This window comes from Pseudarthrobacter sp. O4, assembly GCF_050157025.1.
GTDB lineage: Bacteria > Actinomycetota > Actinomycetes > Actinomycetales > Micrococcaceae > Arthrobacter.
The window spans coordinates 1,642,385-1,667,890 of record NZ_CP189591.1 but is presented as its reverse complement, the minus strand read 5'-3'; the positions used below and the strand labels follow the sequence as shown (position 1 = coordinate 1,667,890).

General features: G+C 67.3%; 24 protein-coding genes. 17 read left to right on the top strand and 7 right to left on the bottom strand.

The genetic code is table 11. The features are described 5' to 3' along the window. Positions 1–126: 126 nt before the first annotated feature. The 5 genes from ACQCSU_RS07620 to ACQCSU_RS07600 form a co-directional block, all read right to left on the bottom strand. Positions 127–903, bottom strand: coding sequence for an amino acid ABC transporter ATP-binding protein (locus tag ACQCSU_RS07620; RefSeq protein ID WP_426979143.1), 777 nt, complete (start codon positions 901–903; stop codon positions 127–129). Further along, positions 900–1,871 carry an amino acid ABC transporter permease gene (locus ACQCSU_RS07615; protein ID WP_426979142.1) on the bottom strand — a complete coding sequence of 324 codons (972 nt, stop codon included), beginning with the start codon at positions 1,869–1,871 and terminating at the stop codon, positions 900–902. The genes ACQCSU_RS07620 and ACQCSU_RS07615 overlap by 4 nt, the downstream gene beginning before the upstream one ends. A gap of 35 nt (positions 1,872–1,906) precedes the next feature. Further along, the gene (locus ACQCSU_RS07610) at positions 1,907–2,860 is read right to left on the bottom strand and encodes an ABC transporter substrate-binding protein (protein ID WP_426979141.1); all 954 of its coding nucleotides are present in this window, start codon (positions 2,858–2,860) and stop codon (positions 1,907–1,909) included. A 162-nt stretch (positions 2,861–3,022) separates the two neighbouring features. Further along, positions 3,023–4,375 carry an isochorismate synthase gene (locus ACQCSU_RS07605; RefSeq protein ID WP_426979140.1) on the bottom strand — a complete coding sequence of 451 codons (1,353 nt, stop codon included), beginning with the start codon at positions 4,373–4,375 and terminating at the stop codon, positions 3,023–3,025. A gap of 68 nt (positions 4,376–4,443) precedes the next feature. Beyond that, entirely contained in the window at positions 4,444–5,157 is a 714-nt protein-coding gene (locus ACQCSU_RS07600) for a GntR family transcriptional regulator (protein ID WP_426979139.1), read from the bottom strand. Between the two features lie 156 nt (positions 5,158–5,313). Between ACQCSU_RS07600 and ACQCSU_RS07595 the strand changes: the two genes are divergently transcribed. From ACQCSU_RS07595 to ACQCSU_RS07570, 6 genes are all read left to right on the top strand, one after another. After that, entirely contained in the window at positions 5,314–6,675 is a 1,362-nt protein-coding gene (locus ACQCSU_RS07595) for an MFS transporter (RefSeq protein WP_426979138.1), read from the top strand. Further along, positions 6,672–7,685 (top strand): L-idonate 5-dehydrogenase, encoded by a 1,014-nt coding sequence (locus ACQCSU_RS07590; protein WP_426979136.1) that lies wholly within the window; start codon positions 6,672–6,674, stop codon positions 7,683–7,685. Before ACQCSU_RS07595 ends, ACQCSU_RS07590 begins: the two co-directional genes overlap by 4 nt. Positions 7,686–7,697: 12 nt before the next feature. Continuing rightward, a complete protein-coding gene (locus ACQCSU_RS07585; RefSeq protein WP_426979742.1) occupies positions 7,698–8,489 on the top strand; it encodes a demethylmenaquinone methyltransferase in 792 nt (263 codons plus the stop codon). A 12-nt stretch (positions 8,490–8,501) separates the two neighbouring features. Further along, a complete protein-coding gene (locus ACQCSU_RS07580) occupies positions 8,502–9,836 on the top strand; it encodes a geranylgeranyl reductase family protein (RefSeq protein ID WP_426979134.1) in 1,335 nt (444 codons plus the stop codon). Between the two features lie 9 nt (positions 9,837–9,845). Continuing rightward, a complete protein-coding gene (locus ACQCSU_RS07575; RefSeq protein ID WP_426979133.1) occupies positions 9,846–10,946 on the top strand; it encodes a polyprenyl synthetase family protein in 1,101 nt (366 codons plus the stop codon). Positions 10,947–11,322: 376 nt separating this feature from the next. Next, positions 11,323–11,901 (top strand): DUF559 domain-containing protein, encoded by a 579-nt coding sequence (locus ACQCSU_RS07570; RefSeq protein ID WP_426979132.1) that lies wholly within the window; start codon positions 11,323–11,325, stop codon positions 11,899–11,901. A 114-nt stretch (positions 11,902–12,015) separates the two neighbouring features. Here ACQCSU_RS07570 and ACQCSU_RS07565 read toward each other — a convergent pair whose 3' ends face one another. Then, the gene (locus ACQCSU_RS07565) at positions 12,016–12,444 is read right to left on the bottom strand and encodes a hypothetical protein (RefSeq protein ID WP_426979131.1); all 429 of its coding nucleotides are present in this window, start codon (positions 12,442–12,444) and stop codon (positions 12,016–12,018) included. 20 nt (positions 12,445–12,464) lie between these two features. Continuing rightward, the gene (locus tag ACQCSU_RS07560) at positions 12,465–13,130 is read right to left on the bottom strand and encodes a trimeric intracellular cation channel family protein (RefSeq protein ID WP_426979130.1); all 666 of its coding nucleotides are present in this window, start codon (positions 13,128–13,130) and stop codon (positions 12,465–12,467) included. A 61-nt stretch (positions 13,131–13,191) separates the two neighbouring features. On the opposite strand from ACQCSU_RS07560, the gene ACQCSU_RS07555 reads away from it, so the two are divergent. From ACQCSU_RS07555 to cobA, 11 genes are all read left to right on the top strand, one after another. After that, complete coding sequence (locus ACQCSU_RS07555; protein WP_426979129.1) at positions 13,192–13,926, top strand: sirohydrochlorin chelatase; 735 nt, start codon at positions 13,192–13,194, stop codon at positions 13,924–13,926. A 153-nt stretch (positions 13,927–14,079) separates the two neighbouring features. Continuing rightward, positions 14,080–15,828, top strand: a complete 1,749-nt coding sequence (locus ACQCSU_RS07550) for a nitrite/sulfite reductase (RefSeq protein WP_426979128.1) — start codon at positions 14,080–14,082, stop codon at positions 15,826–15,828. Beyond that, positions 15,792–16,556 (top strand): phosphoadenylyl-sulfate reductase, encoded by a 765-nt coding sequence (locus tag ACQCSU_RS07545; RefSeq protein WP_426979126.1) that lies wholly within the window; start codon positions 15,792–15,794, stop codon positions 16,554–16,556. The genes ACQCSU_RS07550 and ACQCSU_RS07545 overlap by 37 nt, the downstream gene beginning before the upstream one ends. Continuing rightward, the gene (cysD, locus tag ACQCSU_RS07540) at positions 16,553–17,608 is read left to right on the top strand and encodes a sulfate adenylyltransferase subunit CysD (RefSeq protein ID WP_426979125.1); all 1,056 of its coding nucleotides are present in this window, start codon (positions 16,553–16,555) and stop codon (positions 17,606–17,608) included. The genes ACQCSU_RS07545 and cysD overlap by 4 nt, the downstream gene beginning before the upstream one ends. Then, positions 17,608–19,056 carry a sulfate adenylyltransferase subunit 1 gene (locus ACQCSU_RS07535; RefSeq protein WP_426979124.1) on the top strand — a complete coding sequence of 483 codons (1,449 nt, stop codon included), beginning with the start codon at positions 17,608–17,610 and terminating at the stop codon, positions 19,054–19,056. Before cysD ends, ACQCSU_RS07535 begins: the two co-directional genes overlap by 1 nt. Positions 19,057–19,148: 92 nt before the next feature. Then, positions 19,149–20,315: an RtcB family protein gene (locus ACQCSU_RS07530; RefSeq protein WP_426979123.1), complete on the top strand. Its 1,167-nt coding sequence runs from the start codon at positions 19,149–19,151 to the stop codon at positions 20,313–20,315. 238 nt (positions 20,316–20,553) lie between these two features. Continuing rightward, on the top strand, positions 20,554–21,750 hold the full coding sequence (locus tag ACQCSU_RS07525) for an ABC transporter substrate-binding protein (protein WP_426979122.1): 1,197 nt from the start codon (positions 20,554–20,556) through the stop codon (positions 21,748–21,750). A gap of 43 nt (positions 21,751–21,793) precedes the next feature. Continuing rightward, the gene (locus ACQCSU_RS07520) at positions 21,794–22,519 is read left to right on the top strand and encodes an ABC transporter ATP-binding protein (protein ID WP_426979121.1); all 726 of its coding nucleotides are present in this window, start codon (positions 21,794–21,796) and stop codon (positions 22,517–22,519) included. Continuing rightward, entirely contained in the window at positions 22,509–23,486 is a 978-nt protein-coding gene (locus tag ACQCSU_RS07515) for an ABC transporter permease (RefSeq protein ID WP_426979120.1), read from the top strand. Before ACQCSU_RS07520 ends, ACQCSU_RS07515 begins: the two co-directional genes overlap by 11 nt. A gap of 170 nt (positions 23,487–23,656) precedes the next feature. Beyond that, the gene (locus tag ACQCSU_RS07510; protein ID WP_426979119.1) at positions 23,657–23,953 is read left to right on the top strand and encodes a putative quinol monooxygenase; all 297 of its coding nucleotides are present in this window, start codon (positions 23,657–23,659) and stop codon (positions 23,951–23,953) included. A 213-nt stretch (positions 23,954–24,166) separates the two neighbouring features. Then, positions 24,167–25,438 carry a uroporphyrinogen-III C-methyltransferase gene (gene cobA / locus ACQCSU_RS07505; protein WP_426979117.1) on the top strand — a complete coding sequence of 424 codons (1,272 nt, stop codon included), beginning with the start codon at positions 24,167–24,169 and terminating at the stop codon, positions 25,436–25,438. Positions 25,439–25,506: the final 68 nt, after the last annotated feature.

Below are 25,506 nucleotides of genomic sequence, written 5' to 3'. Positions count from 1 at the left end.
GAACCCGCTCCGCAGGCTAACCATGACGCTCAACCCGCCCCACGACGCGCAAATGCCCTGCCGTTAGCGGAATTCCCGGCAGCGACAGGGCATTTGCGCATCGTCAGGCGCGAGGCGTAGACCGGGCTAGAGCACCCGGCTGAGGAACTCCTTGGTGCGGTCGTGCTGCGGGTTGGCGAGGACCTCACGGGGGTCGCCGGACTCCACCACCACGCCGCCGTCCATGAACGTCAGCCGGTCGCCCACTTCCCGGGCAAAGCCGATCTCATGGGTCACCACGATCATGGTCATGCCGGACTTGGCGAGGTCCTTCATGACGTTCAGGACGTCGCCCACCAGCTCGGGGTCAAGGGCGGACGTGGGCTCATCAAAGAGCATGAGCTCCGGCTCCATGGCCAGGGCCCGGGCGATCGCCACCCGTTGCTGCTGGCCACCGGAAAGCTGCGAAGGGTAGTGGTCGGCACGGTCCGCCAGTCCCACGCGGTCCAGGAGCTCAAGTGCTTTCTTCCTGGCTGCGGCCCGGGACTGGCCCTTGACCTGAACGGGCGCCTCCATGATGTTGTACAAGGCTGTCTTGTGCGGGAACAAGTTGAACCGCTGGAACACCATGCCGATTTCGCGGCGCTGGGCGGCGATCTCCGTAACTTTGAGGTCATGGAGCCTGCCGTTGACCTCGCGGTAGCCGATCAGCTGACCGCCCACGGAAATGCGTCCGGCGCTGATGGTCTCCAGCAGGTTCACGCAGCGCAGCATGGTGGACTTGCCCGAACCGGACGGCCCGATCACAACGGACACCTCGCCCTGGTTGACGGTCAGGTCGATGCCGCGCAGCACGTGGTGCTGGCCGTAGTACTTGTGAAGGCCCTCGATCCGCACCAGCGGCTTCTCAGCGGTGATCGTCATTTTGCCTCCTCCTCGGGAAAGTCCATCTTCAGGGCCGGCTCCGCCTCGGCGCTCGTCGCCACGGCGGCGGCGGCCTTGGCGGCCGCCGGGTTCATGGCGGCGGGAACCAGATTGTCCACGCCCTTGCCGTAGTAGGCCTCGATGAAGTGCTGGCCCACCATCAGCAGGCTGGTGATGACGAGGTACCAGATGGCTGCCACGATCAGCAGCGGTACGGGCAGGTACGTCCGGTTGGCCAGGGTGTTGGTGGCGAAGGTCAGGTCCAGGGTAAACGGCACTGCAAGGACCAGGGACGTGGTCTTCAGCATGCCGATGGTTTCGTTGCCGGTGGGCGGCACGATCACGCGCATGGCCTGCGGCAGGATGATCCGCCACATGATCTTGGTCTTGCCCATGCCTAGGGCCTCGGCGGCTTCCATCTGCCCCCGGTCCACGGACTTCAGGCCGGCCCGGAAGATTTCCGCCAGATAGGCGGACTCGTTCAGGCCAAGGCCCAGGATCGCCGCAGCCAAGGCAGTGACGACGGCGCTGGTGTCCAGGCTGAAGAACTCCGGGCCGAACGGGACTCCCGCGCTGATCTTGGGGTACAGGACGGAAATCAGTCCCCAGAAGATCAACTGGGTGTACACGGGAGTGCCGCGGAAGAACCATACCCAGACCCAGCTGGACCAGCGGAACACCGGGTTTTCCGACTGGCGCATGAACGCCAGGAGGATGGCAAGGACAATCGCCAGGACCATGGAGGCAACAGTCAGCAGCAGGGTCCAGCCGACACCCTGGACCACCTTGGTGTCCAGGATGTAGGTCCCCACGATGTCCCAGCGGAAGTTGGGGTTGGTGACGAGGCTCTGCAGGAACAGGGCCAGCACGCCGAGAATAACGAGGGCGCTGATCCAGCGGCCTGGATGCCGCACCGGCACTGCCTTATTCAGCACCGGTGCTGCGTGGTTTTCCTGATGGCGGTCCATCTGCGCACCTGATTTGTGGTCGGCTGCGGGAAGACTCAAGATCCGGCCGCCGGGTTGACCTCGGACTTGGTGATGGCGCCTTCGGCGTTGCCCCAGCCCTGCAGGATCTTCTTATACGAACCGTTTTCGATGAGCTTCGTGACAGTCTTCTGGATGACGTCGGCCAGTGCGGTGTCGGACTTGGCCACGGCGATGCCCTGCGGGGCGGAGTCGTAGACGTCGCCGAGCTTTTCGAGCTGGCCGCCGGTCTGGGTCAGGGCGTAGCCGATGATGGGCGAGTCCGCTGCCATGGCGTCGATGCTGCCGTTGACCAGCCGGGTGGTGACGTCCGTCTGCGTCTTGAGCGTGATGATGTTGATGGGCTGCTTGCCGTCCGCGGCGCACTTCTTGTTGCGTCCCGCCAGGTCCGGATCTTCCTGGACGGTGCCGGTCTGGACGCCGATGGACTTGCCGCAGACGTCATCCAGGGAGAACTTCTTCGGGTTGCCCTTCTGCACGGCCCAGACTGTGCCTGCATTGAAGTAGCTGACCATGTTCACGGCGCCGAGTCGCTCGGGGTTGATCGTGAAGGAGGAGATGCCGAGGTCGTACTTCGGTCCCAGAGCGGGCAGGATGCCGGTGAATTCGGCCGTCTGCACCTGGACCTTCAAGCCCAGGGTGGCGCCGATCGCCTTGGCGATGTCGACGTCGTAACCCACGGGGGTCTGGCCGTCGGGGGCGAGGAATTCTGCCGGCGCGTAGCTGGTGTCCGATCCCACGGTCAGCGTGCCCTTGGACTTGATGGCCGCGGGAACCAGGGCCGCCAGGGCATCGTCCTTCTGGACTGTGGAGGGGTCAAAGCTGGCATTGGCGCTGCCGGACGGCGAGGCCGCGCCGGACGGGCCGGTCTCGGAGGCGTTGGTGCAGGCCGAGAGTGCCAGTGCCCCGATGGCGAGAACGGTTGCGGTCTTGAGCCTGGAGTTGCTCAGCAGCGAGCGGGAAATCTGCATTTTCTTACCTTTTGTTGCAGGAGGGATGCGTAACTAAGTCGGTTTATAGTGTATCGCCGAACAAGAGATGTACGTCACAGAAAACTAAGTTTCACTATTGGATAACAAATGGGGGGTCAAATGCAAGGGTTCTTCGCCCGGGAGTGTCTCTAATCCCGGATGTCAGCTGCTGATGCCGAGGGATTCCAGCATCGGCCGGAACTTCGCCCAGGTCTCCGCGAGCTCGGCTTCGGGCAGCGAGCCCTCCACGATGCCGCAGCCGGCGTACAGCCGGGCGGTCTCCGGCGATTCGATGACCGCACCGCGCAGCGCGATGCCCCATTCGCCGTTGCCGGCCGCGTCGAGCCAGCCGACCGGGCCGGCATAGGGGCCGCGGTCCAGGTGCTCGAGTTTGCGGATGAGGGCGCCGGCCACCGTGGTGGGGGTGCCGCAGACGGCCGCGGTGGGGTGGAGCGCGTTGATCAGGGCGAGGCAGGTGGGCACGTGGCCTTCGACCTCGGTCAGCTCGGCCTTCACGTCCGAGGCCAGGTGCCACACGTTCGGAAGCTCCAGGATGAAGGGCTCGCTGTGCGCGTTCATCGCCTCGGAGAAGGGGGCCAGCTGGGTGGTGAGCGACTGGATGGCGATGTCGTGCTCGTGCCGCTGCTTTTCGGATCCGGCCAGCACGCGCTCCGCGAACTCCAGGGGTGAGCCGGCCATCCCCTCGGCATCGCGGCGGTCCAGGGTCCCGGCCAGGACGCGGGCCTGCGCCGTGCGGCCTTCCACCTGGATCAGCATCTCGGGGGTGGAACCGACCAGCCCGTCCACCCCGTAGGTCCAGCATTCGCGGTAGCGGACGGCGAGCTCCCGGAGCACCTCAGCCGCGTTGACACCGTCCGGCACGGTGGCCACGATGTCCCGCGCAAGCACCAGCTTTTGCAGCTTTCCGGCCCGGATCTCTTCGACGCCGGCCGCCACGGCGGCCATCCAGTCCGCTTCACTGAGGGAGCCTGTTTGAAGCGTCGCTTTGGCTGCCGGCGCCAGTGAATGCCCGACGGCGGTGCCCGCCTCAGCGGGCACGCCGGGTGCGTGGGCATCACCGGAGGGTGCGTCTTGCCAGCGTGCCAGGGCGGCGAGGGCGCCCGCTTCGGTGAGGTCGCCGTCGTCGAACGTCAATTGGGTGAGCCAGGCGCGGCCGTCACGGAGCCCCACCACGATTTCGGGGACGATCAGCCGCGACTCGTGTGCGGAAACCTTGGAAAAGGCGAAGGAGCCGAAGGCCACGGGTCCGGTGCCGGGGCGTTCCACGGAGTCCGTGATGTCCGCTTCCAGGACCAGGTGGCGCCACCAGATGTCCGCCTCGAGGAAGCGCTCGGGGCCGGTGGCGGTGAACCGTGCTATCTCGCCGAAGCCCACCAGGCCGGCTTCGCGCCGGGTCCAGCAGAGGACGTCGTCTCTGACCAGAAACGACGGCAGCCCCCCGGGAGTTGATTCTCCATTCAGAGGGACTGTCAAGGTGCGGAACGTGCTGGTCATGATTGGACAACCATACTCCGGAGTGAGGACACTTCCGTTCCCGGCTGCCTAGGGCCGGGCCGCAGCACCTATGCCCGGGCTGGCCTTCGCGTCCGCCGTTCCGGCTGCGCCGGTGCGGCGAAGAGCTCCGGACGGGACTCGCGGATGCTGATGACGTCCTCCAGAATAAAACGCAGATGGCGGCGCAGGCGGTCCTCAGCAGCACCGAGGTCCCCTGCAACCAGGGCGTCCAGCACCTCGCGGTGGTCTCCAGCGTAAGCCGGGATTCCGCGGAATCCGCTCAGGCCAAGGTAGCGTGCCCGGTCCAGATGCCCTTTCGCGTTTGCCACGGTTGCCCAGGCCGTCTCGTGTCCGGCGATGGCCAGCAGCGACCGGTGGAACTCTTCATCCAGAGGGTAGAACTCATCCCGGGAAGTGCAGCGGTCCTGCCGGTCCAGGAGCTCCCGCAGTGCGTCGACGTGATCTGGCGTAAGGTTCTGAGCGCATTCCTTCAGGGACGCAACCTCGACGGCTTCACGGATAAATTGCGCCTGAGCCACGATCTGAGGATCTATATAGGTCACGTATGTGCCGCTTTGCGGGCGGATCTCTACCAGCCCTTCCTGCGCGATCAGCAACAGGGCCTCGCGGATAGGCTGCCTGCTGGTGCCCAGGATGAGGGCGAGTTCGTTTTCCGAGAGGAGCGCCCCGGGTGCGTCAAGTCCCGTAATGATCCGGTCCCGGATCTGCGCGTACGCCATCATCCGGGCGGACGTGCGGGGCAGGGCAGGGGTGGCGGGCATGCCTCAACCCTAGTGGCGCGTCATAGAAATTCAATCCGGGAAAAACTGTTGACTAACTTGTATGGCAGTGCTTGAATGGCAGTTAATTGCCCCGGCGTGTCCGATGATGGATGCGCTGGACACGCCCAATGACGGGCCTAAGGAACAGAGGGGTTCATGACGGCAACAATCCAGATCGGCGCAACGCAGCGCTCATCCAAAGACTTGATCAGAACAGCAGTATCCGGCTGGCTCGGCACAGCCATGGAATACATGGACTTCCAGCTCTATTCGCTGGCCGCAGCCATCATCTTCCCCAAAATCTTCTTCCCCAACTTCGACCCCGTAGTCGGCCTGCTGGTCGCCTTCATCACCTACGGCGTCGGCTTCCTGGCCCGCCCCGTGGGTGCCTGGTTCTTCGGACGCATGGGTGACCGCGTGGGCCGCAAGAAGGTCCTGGTCATCACCATCATGATGATGGGCGTGTCCACCATGCTCATCGGGTTCCTCCCCGGTTACGCCCAGATCGGGATCGCGGCGCCGATCCTGCTGGTGGTCCTCCGCCTGGCGCAGGGCTTCGGCGCCGGCGCCGAACTCTCCGGCGCCTCGGTCATGCTGGCCGAGTACGCCCCGCCCAAGAAGCGCGGCCTGATCGCCTCCTTCGTCTGCCTGGGCACCAACTCCGGCACCCTGCTGGCCTCCGGCCTGTGGGTCCTGCTGACCCTCCTGCCCGAGGAAGCCCTCATGAGCTGGGGCTGGCGCCTGCCGTTCATCGCCAGCATCGGCATCACCCTGTATGCACTGTGGATGCGCCGGAACCTCAAGGAAAGCCCGGTCTTCGAAGAGACGCGTCAGCAGATGGCCGAGGAAGCCGCTGAAGCCAATCTCGCCTCCGCAGCATCCGGTCAGCCCGCGGTCAAGGCTTCCGTGGCCCGCAAGGGCAAATCGTTCTTCCTGGCGATGGCCCTGCGGATCGGCGAATCCGGCAACTCGGCCATGATCCAGACCTTCCTCATCGGCTACATCGTCACCGGCCTGAAAATGGACAAGGGCGTGGGTACCTTCGCGCTGCTCATCGGCTCGATCCTCGGCTTCGCCACGGTCCCGCTCGCGGGCTGGCTGTCCGACAAGTTCGGCCGCCGGATCATGTACCGTGCCCTCTCCGGCTTCCAGATGCTCTTCGCCATCCCGGCCCTCCTGATGATGCAGTCCCGCGACCCGTTCCTGGTCTCGCTCGCCCTGATCATCGGCCTGTCCGTCTCCGTGCTGGGCATGTTCTCGGTGCAGTCGGCCTACGTCAACGAGCTCTTTGGCTCCCGCAACCGCTACACCCAGCTGGCCATGGCCAAGGAAATCGGCGGCGTGCTCTCCGGCGGCCTGGCCCCCATCATCGCCGCAGGCCTGCTGGCACTGTTCACCAACTCCTGGTGGCCGGTTGCCGGAATGATGGTCCTCTACTCCGCCATCGCCTTCGTGGCCACCTTCTTCGCACCCGAAACCAAGGGACGCGACCTGACCCTCGTGGAGGACGCAGTTTGAAAGCCGTAGTTGTCCATTCCGCCGGAGACCTGCGCCTCGAGGACCGTCCGGACCCGGCCTGCCCGGCCGGCTCGGTGATCGTCGACGTCGAATACGGCGGAATCTGCGGCTCGGACCTGCACTACGTCAGCCACGGCGCCTCCGGGCTCAGCATCCTGGCCGACCCCATGGTCCTGGGCCACGAGGTTGCGGGCAGGGTCTCCGTGCTCGGCGAGGGCGTGGAGGGCTTCGCGGTGGGCGACGCCGTGACTGTCCACCCGGCAGTGCATTGCACCGACTGCACCGAGTGCCTGGCGGGGCGGACCAACCTGTGCCCGCAGGTCACCTACTACGGCAGCGCAGCTCACCGTCCGCACACAGACGGGGCTTTTGCCTCCCGCAAGGCCGTCCCGGGCGGTCAACTGCGGCTTTTGCCTGCCGGGGTAACCACCCGGCAGGCAGCGGTGGCCGAACCGCTCGCCGTCGCGATCCATGCGGTGAGCCGCGCAGGCGGGCTGGACGGCAAGACCGTTCTGGTCAACGGTGCCGGGCCAATCGGCGCGCTGCTGGTGGCCGCCGCGCGCCGTGCCGGAGCCCGCTTTATTTATGCCAGCGATCTCTCCGAAACCTCTCTTCAGATCGCGAAGCAGATGGGAGCAGACGAGGTGGTGCTCGTTGGATCCGCACCGCTGCCCGAGGTGGACGTAGCGTTTGAAGCGTCGGGGGCATCTCGGGCTCTGGGCGGCGTGCTTGCCGCCGTGCGCCGTGGCGGGACGGTGGTCCAGGTGGGGAACCTGGCCGCGGGACCCATCACTGCTGAGCTTGCGGCATTGGTGTTCCGTGAGATCGATTACCGCGGCACGTTCCGCTTCGCCGGGGAGATGACAACGGCGCTGGAGTACCTGGCCGATGGCCTGGATGTGGAACCGCTGCTGACCCACACCTTCGATGCGGGTGATGTTGCGGAGGCGTTTGCTGTGGCGGCGGACCGCAGTACCGGCTCATCGAAAGTGCTTCTCAAATTTGTCTGAGACAATGTCATGGTGAACCGAGCATCCTTGGATAAGCGTCCGGACGAAGTAGCGACGATGTTTGACGACGTCGCCCCTAAATACGACGTCGTCAACGACGTCCTGTCCATGGGGCAGACGCGCCGCTGGCGCCGGGTGGTGGTCGAGGCCATGGACGTGAAGGCCGGCCAGCGCGTGCTCGACCTCGCCGCCGGGACCGGAACCTCCAGCGAGCCGTATGCCGACGCCGGCATCGACGTGATCGCCTGCGATTTCTCCCTCGGCATGCTCAAGGTCGGCAAGCGCCGCCGCCCGGACATCGACTTCATCGCCGGTGACGCCACCCGCCTGCCCTTCGCCGACAACACCTTTGACGCGAGCACCATCTCCTTCGGGCTGCGCAACGTCAACGAACCGAAGAAGGCCCTGGCCGAGATGCTGCGGGTCACCAAGCCCGGCGGCAGGCTGGTCATCGCCGAATTTTCCCAGCCGGTCGTGCCGCTGTGGCGCACCATGTACACCGAGTACCTCATGCGTGCGCTGCCCGCCATCGCCGTCAAGGTCTCCTCCAACCCGGACGCCTACGTCTACCTCGCCGAGTCCATCCGCGCCTGGCCGGACCAGGACCACCTGGCCGCCTGGCTGCAGGAAGCCGGCTGGAACAACGTCACGTACCGGAACCTCAACGGCGGCATCGTGGCGGTGCACCGCGCGCAGAAGCCGGCGGGCCCGGCAACTGGCCCCGCCGCGGGCGCGACCGCACTCGCGGCCCACACCGGCCCCGTGGCGAAGCTGCGCCGCAACATCACCCGGCCCGCGCGTTAGCTTGCTGCCGCTGTGAATGTACTGATCGTCGGCGCGGGGCCCGCCGGGTCCACCGCCGCCTACCACCTCGCCAAGGCCGGCATTGACGTCACGGTGCTGGAGAAAACCGGCTTCCCCCGCGAGAAGGTCTGCGGCGACGGCCTCACCCCGCGCGCCGTCCGCGAGATCCAGAAACTGGGCCTCCCGCATTCCGAGGAAGACGGATACCGGCACAACAAGGGCCTCCGGCTGATTGCCCGCGGCCGCACCATTGAAATTCCTTGGCCCGAGCTGGCGGACTTTCCGCAGTACGGCCTGGTCCGCACGCGCCTGGGCTTCGACGAGGAACTCGCCCGCCATGCCCAGTCGGAAGGCGCCGTCCTGCTGGAACGGCATAGCGTCACCGAAGCGCTGCGCTCGGACGATGGCCGCGTCGTCGGAGTGCGCGCCGCCCTGGTTGACGAGTCCGGACGCAAGACGGGAGAGACACGCGACTTCCATGCCGACGTCGTCTTGGCCGCTGACGGCAACTCTTCCCGAACGGCGGTGTCGCTGGGTCTCCAGAAGCGCGACGACCGGCCGCTGGGCGTCGCCGTGCGCACCTACTTCACCAGCCCGCGGCACGACGACGACTGGCTGGAAGGCTGGATGGAGCTCCCCGGCCACGACGGCGCGCTGCTTCCGGGCTACGGCTGGGTGTTCGGCGTCGGCGACGGCACCTCCAACGTGGGCCTGGGCGTCCTGAACTCCTCCAAGGAATTCGGCAAGCTCGACTACAGGCAGGTCCTCCGGGACTGGACCGCGGGCATGCCGCCCGAGTGGGGCTTCACTCCCGAAAACCAGGTGGGGGAGATCCGGGGGGCCGCTCTGCCGATGGGCTTCAACCGCACCCCGCACTACTCCCCGGGCGTCCTCCTGCTGGGCGACGCCGGCGGGATGGTGTCCCCGTTCAACGGCGAAGGCATCTCCTACGCCATGGAATCCGCCCGGTTTGCGGCCGAGTTCATCATCGATGCGGGCACCTTGCAGCGGACCTACGCCCGGTGGACGAACGACGACGCCGACCTCCACTTCAGGGGGTATGCGGACTACGTGCGCGGGCAGTGGGGCAGCCACTTCACCCTAGGCCGCGCCTTTAGCTCGGCGATAGGCAGGCCTTCCGTGATGAAGCTCGCGCTGCGGACCGGCATGCCGCTCCCCGCGCTGATGCGCTTTGCGGTCCGGCTGATGGCCAACGTCACGGATGCCAGTGCGATGGGATTCGAGGACAGGGTGATCCGGCTCTTGGAGGCGCTGGTGCCCGCCACGTCCAACACCTCCTTGCCCCCTTCCAGCTACCCATCAGCGGTTTCCGCAACAAAAAGTTAGGGTTAACCCGTGACCAACTCTGCAGACCAAAGCTGGACGCACGCCGGGCACGGCCTGCCTAGCGCTGAACCCGATCTCAACACCACCGCCATCGCCACCGGCCTCCAGCTGCCGGCCGGCTTCGCGGCGATTGCGGGGGACCCGGAACTGGGCCCCGCGATCACCACGAACCTGGCGCGTGTGGAAAAGAAACTCCGGGAAGCCATCGCCAACTCGGATCCGCTGGCCGACGCAACGTCGCGTCACCTCGTGGAGGCCGGCGGCAAGCGCATCCGGCCGCTGCTGACACTGCTCTGCGCCCATCTGGGCGATGCCTCGCGTCCCGCCGTCGTGCAGGCCGCCGTCGTAGTCGAACTCACCCACCTGGCGACCCTCTACCACGACGACGTGATGGACTCAGCACCCTTCCGCCGCGGCGCCCCCACGGCCCACGAGGTCTGGGGTAACTCCGTCGCGGTCCTCACCGGCGACCTGATCTTCGCCCGGGCGTCCATCCTGGTCTCCGAGCTCGGTTCCCGCGCGCTCGGCATCCAGGCCCGCACCTTTGAGCGGCTCTGCCTGGGCCAGCTGCACGAGACGGTGGGCCCGCGCCCCGACGAGGACCCGGTGGCGCACTACCTGTCCGTCATTGCGGACAAGACCGGCTCGCTTGTGGCCGCCTCCGGCCAGCTCGGCGCGATCTTCGCCGGCGCCGATGAGGCCTACGAGCCGCTGCTGGTGGAATACGGCGAAAAAGTCGGAGTGGCCTTCCAGCTCGCCGACGACGTCATTGATGTCACCGGCATCAAGGTCAAGTCCGGCAAGTCCCCGGGCACCGATCTGCGCGAAGGCGTGCCGACCCTGCCGGTGCTGCTGCTGCGCAAGGCCGCCGGGGACGGCGACCAGTCCGCCGTCGAACTGCTGAGACTGATCGACGGCGACCTCAGCTCGGATGAGGCGCTGGCCGCGGCCGTCGCGGGCCTCCGCGAGCACCCGGTCACCGCGGAATCCTGGGTGGTGGCGCGCGCCTGGGCCGACGAGGCCATCGCCGCACTGGATCCGCTCCCCGAGGGTGTGGTGAAGTCCTCACTGACGAGCTTCGCGCGGGCCGTAGTGGACCGCAGCAGCTAACCGCCGGTCCAGACCCGGCCGGTCCAGATCCGCCTGGTCCAAACCCGCAGGAACGGAATGGCCCCGGTTCCTCACAACGTCGGAGTCGTTGTGCCGAACCGGGGCCATTTCTCCGTTCGCATCAGGTTCGCCGGAGGTCATTGGCGAACCCATGAATGAGCCTATGACAGAAATGTCACAGTGTCTAGGGGCGCTGTAAATCAATCTGTCACAGCGTTTTGATGCTGTCCGGGGCCACTTCGAGGCTCGCCAGGACACCCCAACCGTCCGAACGGCGGCGTGTTCGTGTCGAAGTGCCCCTCGACGGGTTTGGACCTTGTCCACATGCCAGCGCCGGGCACGTCTGCGGGCGCCGCGAACAGGGCAGATTGGGGGAATGCAGCCTCCCACCTTCCTGGCCTCGCGCGGCGGGTCAGCCACCGCAGCCGAGCTTCTGCGGGCTGGATTCGGCCGCAGCGGAATCAGCACGGCACTGTCGGCCGGAACTCTGGTGAGAATCCGCCGGGGCCACTACGGCCTGCCGCAGGACAGCCGTCGGCCGGGGGACATCAGCGTCAATTTTCTGCTCGGAAAGCCTCGTGGCAACCGGAATGCCCGGGCCAGATCAGTCCTGGACCTGGTCATTCCGCGGGCTGATTCGTTGCTGGAAGTCTTGGCCAACGTTGCTTTCGTCCGGGCCGGTCTGCATGTCCGCCGACATGTGCAGATTCCGGGTGTGGGGGAAGTGGAATTCCTGATTGAGGACTGCCTCGTGGTGGAGACCGACGGCGGCACACATTTGGAGCCGCTGCAGGTGAAGAAGGACCGGAAGCGGAACAACGCTACCATCGTCGGGGGACACCTTGTGCTCAGATACGGCTACGACGACGTCGTCCGTCACCCCGGGCGGATGGTCGCCGAGGTGCTCGCGGTGCTCGAACAGCGCCGTGGGGGAGCGGCCCGTGAAATCCAGTAGGCGGCCGCCGCCGGGGGCTACTTTGAAGCCCTGAATCCGGGCATCCAGGTCCGGCGACGGCGTGTCCGTGTCAATGTGCTCCCGGACGGCGTGAGGGCCGCCACCAGGGGAGGCTCAGTCCTCGTCTTCGTCGTTGAAGGCCCACTCGAACATGTCGAAGACGAATTCGGAAAAGGTTCCTTCTTCGCTTTTCCACTGGCCGCGGGCGTTGTTGCGGCGGTACACAATCGGATCCGGGACGCTGAGGTCACCGATGCGGAAGCCCCAGGTGAACTGCTCTTCCTCGTCCTCGAGGAACATCAGGAAGCCTTCGTCATCGACCTCGAGCTCTTCGGGATCCCAGAAGTAGTGGTACGCCTCCATCAGGTCCTCGCAGCCGCCGAGGGCCAGGTAAAACTCCCTCAGGACCATCGGCACCTGGAACTGGTGCTCTGCGAGGGCCCCATCCAACTCCTCCGCCGCCAGGCCGTCTTCTTCCTGCCATTCGTCTTCGAGATACTTCGGGACAAGCGCGCGGAATTTCTCGAGGAACATGTCAGTCATGCTCTCATCCTAGCTAATCCTTAGCTGCCGCTCTTCGCCGCGTCCGGGCCGAGGCGGTGCCAGCCTCGGACGGCCAGCGGAACGTACCAGTGGCGCCGCCAGGCCGCCACGCGGAAGGTGAAAACGAGGGCGGCCACGGCACTGGCCGTCACTGCGTTGAAGGTCCCCGTGAGGGACAGCAGCACCGTCAGGGACGCCCCGGCGAAAGCCGGCAGGGCGTAGAGGTCCTTGGGGTCGAACAACTGGGGGACCTCGTTGGCGGTGATGTCCCGCAGGAGGCCGCCGCCCACCGCCGTCGTGACCCCGAGCAGGACCGCCGCAACCGGGTGCATCCCGGCGGCCAGGGCCTTGAGGGTGCCGGTGATGCAGAACAGGGCCAGGCCGCCGGCGTCGAAGAGGATCAGCAGCGAGGTGAAGCGCTGGACGCTGGAGAACAGAAAGTAGACCAGCACCGTGGCCAGGAGCGGCGGGGCGAGGTATGCGGGGTTCGTGAAGGCCGCGGGCGGGCCGGCGTTGATGATGATGTCGCGGATGACGCCGCCGCCGAGGCTGACCACCGAGGCCAGCAGCAGGGAGCCGATGATGTCGAACTGCTTCCGCGCCGCGAGCAGGGACCCGGAGACCGCGAAGAAGAAGACGCCGGCCAGGTCCAGCCAGAGCAGTACAAGGCTAAAGGCGAAGGTCATGGGGCGTCCCGGTCGATTGCAAGGGGGCGGATAGGGCGGCTCCAAGGTTACGCTAACGGCTATGAATAGCCCCATCCTGATCGCCTGCGCCCACGGTACCTCCAGCGCCCTCGGCGCCGCGGAGGTCAACGCGCTCCGGGACGGCATCGCCGCGCTGCGTCCCGGACTCGACGTCCGCGAGGCCTACGTCGACGTCCAGGACCCCGATCTGCCCGCCGTGGTGGCAGGCCTCCCGGCGGGCGAGACCGCCGTCGTCGTGCCGCTGCTGCTCAGCGTCGGCTACCACGTCAAGGTGGACATCGCCCGGGCGGTGAAGAGCCGGCCGGAGACCTTCGCGGCTGCCCCGCTGGGGCCCGATCCGCGGCTCGCGGCCCTGATCGACGAGCGGCTCCGGGAATCCGGCGTGACCGACGACGACGCCGTGATCCTCGCCGCCGCCGGTTCCTCCGATGCCACCGCCGCGCAGAACGTCGAGGAGCTTGCCGGGCAGTTGCGCACGCTGCGTTCCAACCGCATCGTGGCTGCGTACGGCGCCTCCGCGAAGCCTTCGGTCCCCGACGCCGTAGCCATGCTCCGCGAGGAGGCAGCGGGCGGCGCCGGTGCAGGGGAGTCCGCAGGCGGAGTGGATCTGGGCGGCCGCGTCGTCATCGCCTCCTATCTCCTCGCCCCGGGCTTCTTCCACGACCAGCTGGCCAAGGCCGGCGCGGACCTCGTCACGTCACCTCTGCTGCCGTCCCCGGTGCTCGCCGAAATCGCCCTGGAGCGCTTCGACGCAGCCCTCGCAGCGCGGGGCTGAGCAACGCCAGAGAGGCCCCTGTGCGCGGGAATTCATGCACACGGGCCACGCTACTTCAAGGCTCGCCGGGGCTTCGTGACGAAATGTTGCCCTAGGTGACTTCCCGTTTCTGACCCTTTGTGACGGGATTACGGCCGGCCCTACAGTCGATCCATGACTGATACAGCTCTAGCCGGAGCGTCCCCGGACCAGGCTGCCGAAGGCCGCACCAAACGACCCGCCTCCCGCCCTGCCGCGAAGCCGCACGGGCAGTGGAAGGTGGACGGGACCGCACCGCTGAACGCCAACGAAACCTGGAAGCAGGAAGACAACGGCCTGAACGTGCGCGAGCGTATCGAGTCCGTCTACTCCAAGCACGGCTTCGACTCGATCGACGGCACGGACCTGCATGGCCGCTTCCGCTGGTGGGGGCTTTACACCCAGCGCAAGCCCGGGATCGACGGCGGCAAGACCGCCACGCTCGAGCCGCACGAGCTGGAAGACAAGTACTTCATGCTGCGCGTCAGGATCGACGGCGGCGCCCTCACCACCGAGCAGTTGCGCGTCATCGGCCAGATCTCCGTGGACTTCGCCCGCGACTCGGCCGACCTCACCGACCGCCAGAACATCCAGCTGCACTGGATCCGGGTCGAGGACATGCCGGAAATCTGGCGCCGCCTCGAATCCGTGGACCTGTCCACCACGGAAGCCTGCGGCGACGTCCCGCGCGTCATCCTGGGCTCCCCGGTTGCCGGTATCGCCAAGGACGAGATCATCGACCCCACGCCGCTGATCCGTGAGCTCGCCGAGCGCTTCATCGGCGACCCGGAGTTGGCCAACCTGCCGCGCAAATTCAAGACCGCCATCACGGGCCACCCCAGCCAGGACGTGGTCCACGAAATCAACGACGTCGCCCTGGTGGGCCTGGTCCACCCGGAACTCGGTATCGGCTACGACCTCTGGGTGGGCGGCGCTCTCTCCACGAACCCTATGCTGGGCAAGCGTCTGGGCGCCTTCGTCCGGCCGGACCAGGCCGCCGACGTCTGGCTCGGCGTGACCAGCATCTTCCGCGACTACGGCTACCGGCGGATGCGCACCAAGGCCCGGCTGAAGTTCCTGCTGGCCGACTGGGGACCGGTGAAGTTCCGCCAGGTCCTCGAGGACGAATACCTCGGGTACCAGCTCGCCGACGGCCCGGCGGCCCCGAAGCCCTCTTCCCCGGGTGACCACATCGGTGTGCACGAACAGAAGGACGGCAAGTTCTTCATCGGCGCCACCCCGCTGGCCGGCCGCCTCTCCGGCAGCCAGCTCGTCAAGCTGGCGACCACGCTGGAAGCCCGCGGCTCGCACCGGCTGCGCACCACGCCGCACCAGAAGCTCGTGGTCCTCGACGTGCCCAAGGAACAGGTGGAACCGCTCGTTGCAGAGCTCGACGCCCTGGGCCTGTCGGCCAAGCCGTCCGTGTTCCGCCGCGGCACCATCGCCTGCACCGGCATCGAATTCTGCAAGCTGGCCATCGTGGAAACCAAGCTCACGGCGGCCACCGCCGTCGCCGAACTGGAACGCCGCCTGGCTGACCTCGCCGAAAGCAAGCAGCTGCCGCAGGCACTCTCGCTGCACATCAACGGCTGCCCCAACTCCTGCGCCCGGATCCAGACCGCGGACATCGGCCTCAAGGGCATGATGCTGCCAACGCCCGACGGCGACCCCACCCCGGGCTTCCAGGTCCACCTGGGCGGCGGGCTGGCGTCCACCGACCGTGAAGAAGCGGGCCTGGGACGCACCGTCCGCGGTCTGAAGGTCTATGTTGAGGACCTCCCCGACTATGTGGAGCGTGTGGTCCGGAAGTTCGTGGCCGACCGCGCCGAGGGCCAGACCTTCGCCGAATGGGCCTTTGCCGCCGACGAGGGGGATCTTCAGTGAGCACCCCTCAGCCGCCGGCAGCGCCCGCCCTCCGCACCCACGACGAACTCAAAGCCATCGCCGAGGCGGGCGCCGCCGAGCTCGGCTGGGATGCCCCGGCCCGCGAGGTCATCGCCTGGGTGGCCCGGAACTTCGAGCTGCCCGCAGTCGCCGTCGCCTGCTCCATGGCCGACGCCGTGTTGCCGGCCCTCGTCGCGGACCAGCTTCCCGGCGTCGACGTGCTCTTCCTGGAGACCGGTTACCACTTCCCGGAAACCTACGCGACGCGCGACGAAGTCGCCGCCAACCTGCGCGTCAACGTCGTCGACGTGCTGCCGGAGAACACGGTGGAACAGCAGGACCGGCTCCTGGGCAAGGACCTCTTCGCCCGCGACGCCGCCCAGTGCTGCGCGCTCCGCAAGGTGGCTCCGCTGCGCCGCACCCTCGCCGGTTACGAACTCTGGTTCACCGGCGTCCGCCGCGACGAGGCCCCGACCCGCACCAACACGCCGCTGGTCAGCTGGGACGAAACCAACGGACTGGTCAAGGTCAACCCGGTCGCGGCCTGGAGTTTCGACCAGCTGGTCCAGTACTCCGACGACAACCTCCTCCCCGTCAACCCGCTGCTTTCACAGGGCTACCCGTCCATTGGCTGCCAGCCGTGCACCCGGAAGGTGGCGCCCGGCGATGATCCCCGCGCCGGACGCTGGGCAGGAACCGACAAGACAGAATGCGGACTACACGTATGAGCAATGTTGAGACTTTCGTGGCCGTCGACCCCGATGCCGCCCCCGCCCCTTCGCCGCGCGGCATACGTCCTTCGGACGATGCGCGCGGCTCCGACAGGCCCGATGCCACTCCCTGGGCGGCATCGGGGTCGACGGCGGAGGCCCGCCTGAGCTCCCCGGCCCGCCTCTCCAGCCTGGACACCCTCGAGTCCGAGGCCATTCACATCATTCGCGAGGTTGTTGCCGAGTTCGAGAAGCCTGCGCTGCTGTTCTCCGGCGGCAAGGATTCCGTGGTGATGCTGCACCTGGCCACCAAGGCGTTCTGGCCCGGCAAGGTGCCGTTCCCGGTCCTGCACGTGGACACCGGCCACAACTTCCCCGAGGTCATCGAGTTCCGCGACCGGACCGTGGAACGGCTGGGCCTGAAGCTCGTCGTCGGAAGCGTGCAGGAGTTCATCGACAGCGGCGAGCTGGCCGAGCGCGCCGACGGCACCCGCAACCCGCTGCAGACCGTCCCGCTGCTGGACGCGATCCAGCGCAACAAGTTCGACGCCGTCTTCGGCGGCGGGCGCAGGGACGAGGACAAGGCCCGGGCCAAGGAACGGATCCTGAGCCTGCGCGACGAGTTCGGCCAGTGGGACCCGCGCAACCAGCGGCCCGAGCTCTGGAACCTCTACAACGGCCGCCACACCGTCGGCCAGCACGTCCGCGCGTTCCCGATCAGCAACTGGACCGAGCTGGACATCTGGCGCTACATCGAGCGCGAAGGCATCGAGCTCCCGGGCCTGTACTACGCCCACGACCGCGAGGTCTTCGCCCGCGACGGCATGTGGCGGGCAGTCGGCGAAGTCTCGCTGCCGCGCGAGGACGAACAGGTCATCACCAAGACCGTCCGCTACCGGACGGTCGGCGACATGTCCTGCACCGGCGCCGTCGAATCGGCCGCCGCCACCGTGCGCGACGTCGTGATCGAAGTTGCCGCCTCCACCATCACCGAACGTGGCGCCACCCGGGCAGATGACCGCATCTCCGAGGCCGCCATGGAAGACCGCAAGAAGGACGGCTATTTCTAATGAGCACCGAAATCGATACGGCCCGCGCGGCTGCCCTTCTTGACGAGGCCCCGCTGACGAACGCAACGCTGTTCCGTTTCGCGACCGCAGGCTCAGTCGACGACGGCAAGTCCACCCTGGTGGGCCGGCTCCTGCATGACTCCAAGGCGATCCTCGCCGACCAGCTCGACGCCGTCGCCCGCACCTCCGCGGACCGCGGCTTCGGCGGTGCCGGGGCCACCGGCACGCAAGCGATTGACCTGGCACTGCTGACCGACGGCCTGCGCGCCGAGCGGGAACAGGGCATCACCATCGATGTCGCCTACCGCTACTTCGCCACGGACCGCCGCAGCTTCATCCTCGCGGATTGCCCCGGCCACGTGCAGTACACCAAGAACACGGTGACGGGCGCGTCCACCGCGGATGCCGTCGTCGTGCTCATCGACGCACGCAAGGGCGTCCTCGAACAGACCCGCCGCCACCTGTCCGTGCTGCAGCTGCTGCGCGTCGCGCACGTGATTGTGGCTGTGAACAAGATCGACCTCGTGGGCTTCAGCGAGGACGTGTTCCGGCAGATCGAAGCGGACGTGCAGCAGGTGGGCCGCGAACTCGGGCTCGGCCGTGACGATTCAAATGCAGGCGGGATCTCTGATCTTTTCGTGGTCCCCGTGTCCGCGCTCGACGGCGACAACGTCGTGGACCGCTCGGACCGCACACCCTGGTACGACGGCCCGGCGCTGCTCGAAGTCCTGGAGACACTGCCGGCCGCGGACGAACTCGAAAGCCACCTGGAAAGTTTCCGTTTCCCCGTCCAGCTCGTCATCCGGCCGCAGGGGGCGCTCGCTCCCGACGCCGTCGCGGCCGGACTGGACGAGGAAAAGTACCGGGACTACCGCGCCTACGCCGGCCAGATCACTGAAGGTTCGGTGAAGCTGGGGGACAAGGTCAGCGTCCTCACGCCCGGCCAGGCCCCGCGCACCACCACCGTGACCGGCATCGACTTTGCCGGGCGCGAGCTCACCGAGGCCGTGGCCCCGCAGTCCGTGGCGCTGCGCCTCGCGGACGAATTCGATGTGGCACGTGGTGACACCATCGCGGCGGCCGGCACCATCCGGGAGGCCTCGGCGGACCTGTACGCCGCGCTCTGCTGGCTTTCGCCGAAACCGCTCCGTGAGGGCGCAAAGGTGCTGATCAAGCATGGCACCCGGACTGTCCAGGCCCTGGTCCGGAACGTGACGGGAAAGCTGGACCTCGCCAACTTCCAGCTCGAGCCCACCTCCACCCTGGAGCTCAACGACATCGGCCACGCCCAGCTGCGGCTCGCCGCGCCGCTGCCGCTGGAGAACTACCTGCACCACCGCCGCACCGGCGCGTTCCTCGTGATCGACCCGCTGGACGGCAACACCCTTGCAGCCGGCCTCGTCAACGACCACCCCGGCGACCACGAGGACGAGCGTTACTCAATCTGAGCGCTACTGACCCGCCGGCGGCACTGTCCGTGCCGCCCGCGGGTAGGTAGTCTGCAGGCGAAACGGTCCCGGCGGGCCGGGACGGGGGTGCCGTGGAAGTCATCAATAACCGGCTCATCAGCTGGGCGTCGATCCTGGATGACAAGACCCGCGAGCAGGCGCTGACCACCGCGCAGCTGCCCATCATCTACCCGCATCTGGCGCTGATGCCGGACGCCCATCTGGGACTGGGCGCCACAGTGGGATCCGTCATCCCCACCCTTGGTGCCGTCATCCCGGCCGCCGTGGGCGTCGACATCGGCTGCGGCATGATTGCCGTCCGCACGCAGTATGCCCTCAAGGATCTGCCCAAGGACCGGAAACGCTTGCGGGAGGGTATCGAGCACGCCATTCCGCTGTCCGCCGGCAAGTGCAACCGCAGGATCACCGCCACCGCCGAACCGCGGCTGGCCGAGCTGCGGCGAATGGCAGCGAAGGCGGGGTTCGACCCCGCCCAGTACTCCGCGAACTGGAAGCTGCAGCTGGGATCGCTGGGCTCGGGCAACCACTTCATCGAGGTGTGCGCGGATGAGACGGACGCCGTGTGGCTGTTCCTGCATTCAGGCTCCCGCGGCGTGGGCAACAAGCTCGCGCAGCGGCACATCGCCGAGGCCCGGAGCGTGGTCCGGATGCGGCACGTCGTCCTGCCGCATCCGGCCCTGGCCTACCTCGAGGAGGGCACTCCCGAATTCGAGCGCTACATCAGGGAACTCCGCTGGGCCCAGCACTACGCACTGCTGAACCGTGAGGAGATGATGGACCGCGTGGTCCGGCAGTTTGAATCATGGACAGGCGGTCCTGTCCGGGAGGCCGAACGGATCAACTGCCACCACAACTTCACCGCGCAGGAGAAGCATTACGGCAAGTCCGTCTGGGTCTCGCGCAAGGGAGCGATCAGGGCTGAAACGGGGGACGCCGGGCTGATCCCCGGCTCCATGGGCACGGCGTCCTACGTCGTTGTCGGGCTGGGGAACCCTGTGTCCCTGAACTCGTCGCCGCACGGGGCAGGGAGGGAATACTCGAGGACCGCCGCGAGGAACACTTTTTCGCTGGCCGAACTGAAGGCCGCCATGCGGGGCATCGAATTCCGCCCCAGCGAGGCATTCATCGACGAGATCCCGGCGGCGTACAAACCCATCGACCAGGTGATGCGCGACTCCGCCGACCTCGTCAAGATACGACACAAGCTGCGGCAGCTCGTCAACGTTAAAGGCGATTGATGAGCTCAAGAGCCCGGATGGCGGGCCCCGCTGTCTTGGGCCGAATGTGACGTTCCGTGAACCCCTGTGACCCCGGGTTTCCGGACCGTTGAACCGCGTTGATGACACTCCCTATGGTGAATCCATGACAACCACTGAACGCCTCTCCGGCCGCTTCCGGCGGATCTTCGGGGGGCGATGTCGCCGGCGCTGACCACCCGCCCGGCCAACCCGCCTTCCCCAGAACAGGACTTCCCGCATGTCATCCACACCCCGAAACCCCAGCCCCGCCCACCATGACCCCGAAAAGCCGGCGACCGGCACCACCCGGATCGTCGCCGGAGAGTCGGGCAAACCCAAACGCAAACGCACCCTCGAGATCAGCCTGGCCGCCGGACTTGTCCTCCTGATCGGCGCCGGCGCCGCGGTGGCGTCGACGGTAGCCCGCAACAGCGACGCCGCGCCCGCCGCGGCCGTCGCCGACGCCAATCCGGCCGCCGAACTCAAACTCGGCTATTTCGGCAACATCACCCACGCCCCGGCCCTTGTCGGAGTCAACCAGGGCCTGATCGCCAAGAACCTCGGAAGCACCAAACTCAGCACCCAGGTCTTCAACGCCGGCCCGGCCGCGATTGAGGCGCTCAACGCCGGGGCCATCGACGCCACGTACATCGGGCCCAACCCGGCGATCAACTCCTACGTCAAGAGCAAGGGCGAATCGATCAACATCATCGCCGGCGCCGCGTCCGGCGGAGCGCAGCTGGTGGTCAAGCCGGAGATTTCCTCGGCGGCGGATCTCAAGGGCAAGAAGCTCGCGAGTCCGCAGCTTGGCGGCACACAGGACGTGGCCCTGCGCGCCTGGCTCGGCAAGCAGGGGTACAAGACCTCCACAGACGGCAGCGGCGACGTCGCCATCAACCCCACCGAGAACGCCCAGACCCTGAAACTGTTCCAGGACGGCAAGCTCGACGGCGCGTGGCTGCCGGAACCGTGGGCATCCCGCCTGGTGCTCCAGGCCGGCGCGAAGGTCCTCGTCGACGAGAAGGACCTCTGGGACAAAGGCGAATTCATCACCACCGTCCTGATCGTCAACAAGAAGTTCGCCGCGGAACACCCGGCCACCGTGAAGGCCCTGCTGAAGGGCCACACAGAATCCGTGGACTGGCTCAATGCCGCCCCGGGGCCGGAGAAGGCCTCGGTCCTCAACGCCGCGCTCAAGGAATCCGCCGGGGCCACCCTGCCGGCGGAAGTGATCGACCGTTCGCTCAAGAACATCGTCTTCACCGTCGACCCGCTCGCCGGAACATACAAGAAACTGCTCCAGGACGGCGTCGACGCCGGCACCACCCAGCAGGCCGACCTCAACGGCATCTTTGACCTCACGGCACTGAACAGCGTCCTCGGCGAGGGCGCCACCGGGAAGAAGATCTCCGCGCAGGGACTCGGCCAAGATTAGCCCGCTTTCCCCGCAACCCCGCCACAAAAGTTAGGACGTGACCATGCCAGTCGTACTGGAAAACCTGGGCAAGCGCTTCGGCGACGGCGCCCCGGTGCTGGACGACGTCAACGCCAGCATCGAGCAGGGCGAGTTCGTCGCCCTGCTCGGTGCGTCCGGCTGCGGCAAGTCCACCCTGCTCAACATCATGGCGGGACTGGAGGCCCCGACGTCGGGCGCCCTCGAGGTGCCGAGCGACGGCGCCGCCTTCATGTTCCAGGACGCGGCGCTGTTCCCGTGGCTGAACGCGCGGGAGAACATCGAACTGGCCCTGAAGCTGCGCGGCGTCGGCAAGGCCGACCGCAAGGTGAAGGCCAACGAACTGCTGGACCTGGTGCACCTGGGCGGCGCGGGGGACAAACGCCCGCACGAACTTTCCGGCGGGATGCGCCAGCGTGTGGCACTGGCCCGCTCGCTGGCCCAGGACCGGCAGCTGCTCCTGATGGACGAGCCCTTTGCCGCCTTGGATGCGATCACGCGGGACCTGCTCCATGACGAGTTGGAGCGGATCTGGAAGGAAACCGGCCGCACCATCGTTTTTGTCACCCACAACGTCCGCGAAGCCGTCCGGCTGGGCCAGCGCGTGCTCCTGCTCTCCTCACGGCCCGGCCGCGTGGTGCAGGAATGGCAGGTCAGCGAAGAACACCGCACCGACGCCGGACTGGCCGGCCAGCTCACCGGCGTCATTACCGCCCGGCTACGCGAGGAGATCCGCCGCCATGCCAAATAAGTTTCTGTCCCACTATGCGCAGGCCGCCGAGCCGGTCGAGACGTCCCTCATCCCGGGCTCGGACCCCGGGACCCGCAAGGTCCACGCCGCCCTCACCCGGTCCTCCACCGGCCCTGCCGACCTGCGGGAGCTCGAGGCGGGGCTGGATTCACTGCAGTCCGACGCGGTCGGCAAGGCCCGCATCGACTGGAGCCGGGTCCTGCTTCCTGTCGCCGCGCTTGTGGTCCTGCTGATCGTCTGGCAGGGGTATGTGTCGCTGGGGATCAAGCGGCAGGACCTTGTGCCCGGTCCGCTGGATGTCCTTGGCCAGCTGGGAACCCTGTGGGGCGAAGGCAAGCTGCAGGAGGCCGTCTGGACCTCGCTGCAGCGCGGACTCGTGGGCTTCCTGATCAGCGTGGCCATCGCGACCCCGGTGGGGCTCCTGCTGGCCCAGGTCGCCCCGCTGCGCCGCGCCTTCGGCCCTCTGATCTCGGGGCTCCAGGTGCTGCCCTCCGTGGCGTGGGTGCCGGCGGCCATCATCTGGTTCGGCCTGACCGACGCCACGGTGTACTTCGTGGTGTTCATGGGCGCCATCCCCTCGATCATCAACGGGCTGATCTCCGGTGTGGACCAGATCCCGCCGCAGTACCGCAGCGTCGGCACGGTCCTGGGTGCCTCCCGGCTGCAGCTGGCGCTGCAGATCATCCTCCCGGCCGCGTTGCCCGGCTACCTGGGCGGACTCAAGCAGGGCTGGGCCTTCTCCTGGCGCTCCCTCATGGCGGCGGAGATCATCGCGGTCGGCGGCTCCATCGGCTTTGGCCTGGGCTCCATGCTGAACCAGGGCCGGGACCTGTCCGACATGACCATCGTGATGTCCGCGATCCTGCTGATCCTCGCCGTCGGCATCCTGATCGAACTGCTCGTCTTCGCACCGATTGAAAAGCGGCTGCTGCGCCGCCGCGGCCTCCTCGCCGGCAGCACCCGCTAGGCGCCCCGGCGCAACCCGACAGCAGAGCCCGACGGCGACTACCGCCGTCGGGCTCTGCTGCGTTTGGGAGGAGCTCTCCCGGGACTCCTTGTCGGGTCCCCGGGACCGGCCTAGACTCACGCCTACCGGCCGGTGTGCGGCCGATCCATCCCAAATCTGAGGAGACAACCGTGGCACCAAAATTCGGACTGCTGGCACTGGTCGAGGCCAAAGTGGGTAAGGAGCAGGAGGTCTGGGACTTCCTCAACGGCGGCCGGGAGATCGTTCTGACTGAGCCCGGTACGCGGACCTGGTACGCGTTCCGGGTCAACGAGAACACCTTCGGCATTTTCGACACCTTCGACACCGAGGAGGACCGGCAGGCCCACCTCAACGGGGCCATCCCGGCAGCCCTCGGCGAGCATGGCCCGTCCCTGCTCGCCAAGGATCCCGACATCAAACTGGTCGAACTCATCGCGGTGAAGTAGGCACAGGCGTGCGGTCCTGCCGTCCGGGGGCATATTGACACGGACACACCGTCATTTGAGCTCGAAGTGGTGCTCCGGCCGTCAAAGTGCCCCCGGACCGCTACCCAGGGTGCCCCCGGAGCTGCCCCCAGCTATGTGACGCGGCGTTACCTTGCGTGAACGGGTGTTTCCGCACCGTTGTTCCGCCCTGGGACACCGCCCTATCGTCGATGCATGGCAATTCAGGACATTTACCCCACGGCGCTGCGCCTTCTCGGCCGCCCCGTGCTCGTCGTAGGCGGCGGCCCCGTCGCCGCACGCCGCGCCAAGGGACTGCTCGACGCTGGCGCCCGAGTCACCGTCGTCGCCCCCCTGGCCAGCCCGGCCCTGGCCGAACTTGCCGACGCCGGCCTCCTCGCCTGGGAGCCGCGCACCTACCGCCCGTCCGACGTCGACGGCGTCTGGTTCGTCCAGACCGCCACCGGCGACTCCGCGGTGGATGCCCAAGTCTCCGCTGACTCCGAGTCCCAGCGCATCTGGTGCGTCAACGCCTCCGACCACGAGTCCTCCGCCGCCTGGACCCCCGCCGTCGCGGTGGTGGATGACGTGAAGATCGCCGTGAACGCCGGCGGAGACCCGCGCCGCGCCATGGCCCTGCGCGACGCCGTGGCCACCGCCCTGGAAACCGGCGACCTGCCGCTGCGCCGGCACCGTGTTTCCGGCACAGGTGCAGCCACCGGCTCCGTGGCCCTTGTGGGCGGCGGCCCCGGCGATACCGGGCTCATCACCGTCCGCGGCCGCCGGCTCCTGGGCCAGGCCGACGTCGTCGTGGCGGACCGCCTCGGACCGCGTGAACTCCTCAACGAGCTGGCCCCCGACGTCCGCGTCATCGAGGTCGGCAAAACCCCCGGCCACCATCCCGTCCCGCAGTCCGAGATCAACCGGATCCTGGTCGACGAAGCCCAGCAGGGCCACCGCGTGGTCCGGCTCAAGGGCGGGGACCCGTACGTCTTGGGCCGCGGCGGCGAGGAAGCCGAATTCTGCCGGCAGCACGGCGTCGAGGTCGAAGTGGTTCCCGGAGTCACCTCGGCCATCTCCGTCCCGGCCGCCGCCGGCATCCCGGTCACGCACCGCGGGCTCGCCAAAGGCTTCAGCGTGGTCACCGGCCACGAGGAACTCTCAGAGGTTCCCGCCCGCGCCGACCACACCGTGGTCCTGCTCATGGGCGTGGGCCAGCTGCGCGATTCCGCGGCCTCCCTGGCCCGCGCCGGTTTGCCTCCGGAGACGCCTGTTGGCATCGTAGAGAATGGCTACCTGCCGAACCAGCGGGTGACCATCGGAACACTGGGGACCATCGCGGACCAGGCGGAGGCCGCCGGCGTCGCGAATCCCGCGGTGATCGTGATCGGTGACGTGGTCCGCGTCAGCCCGTTCGCGCCGTCGCACTTCAAGACCGCCGACTACAGCACCATCACCCCGAACAGCCCCCGCGTCCTGTCCCTATAGCCCGCCCCAGCCCAAGCCCCACCGCCCAACTAGCTGGCAGTTGTTGTCGTTCTGAGCCGTCAAAACGA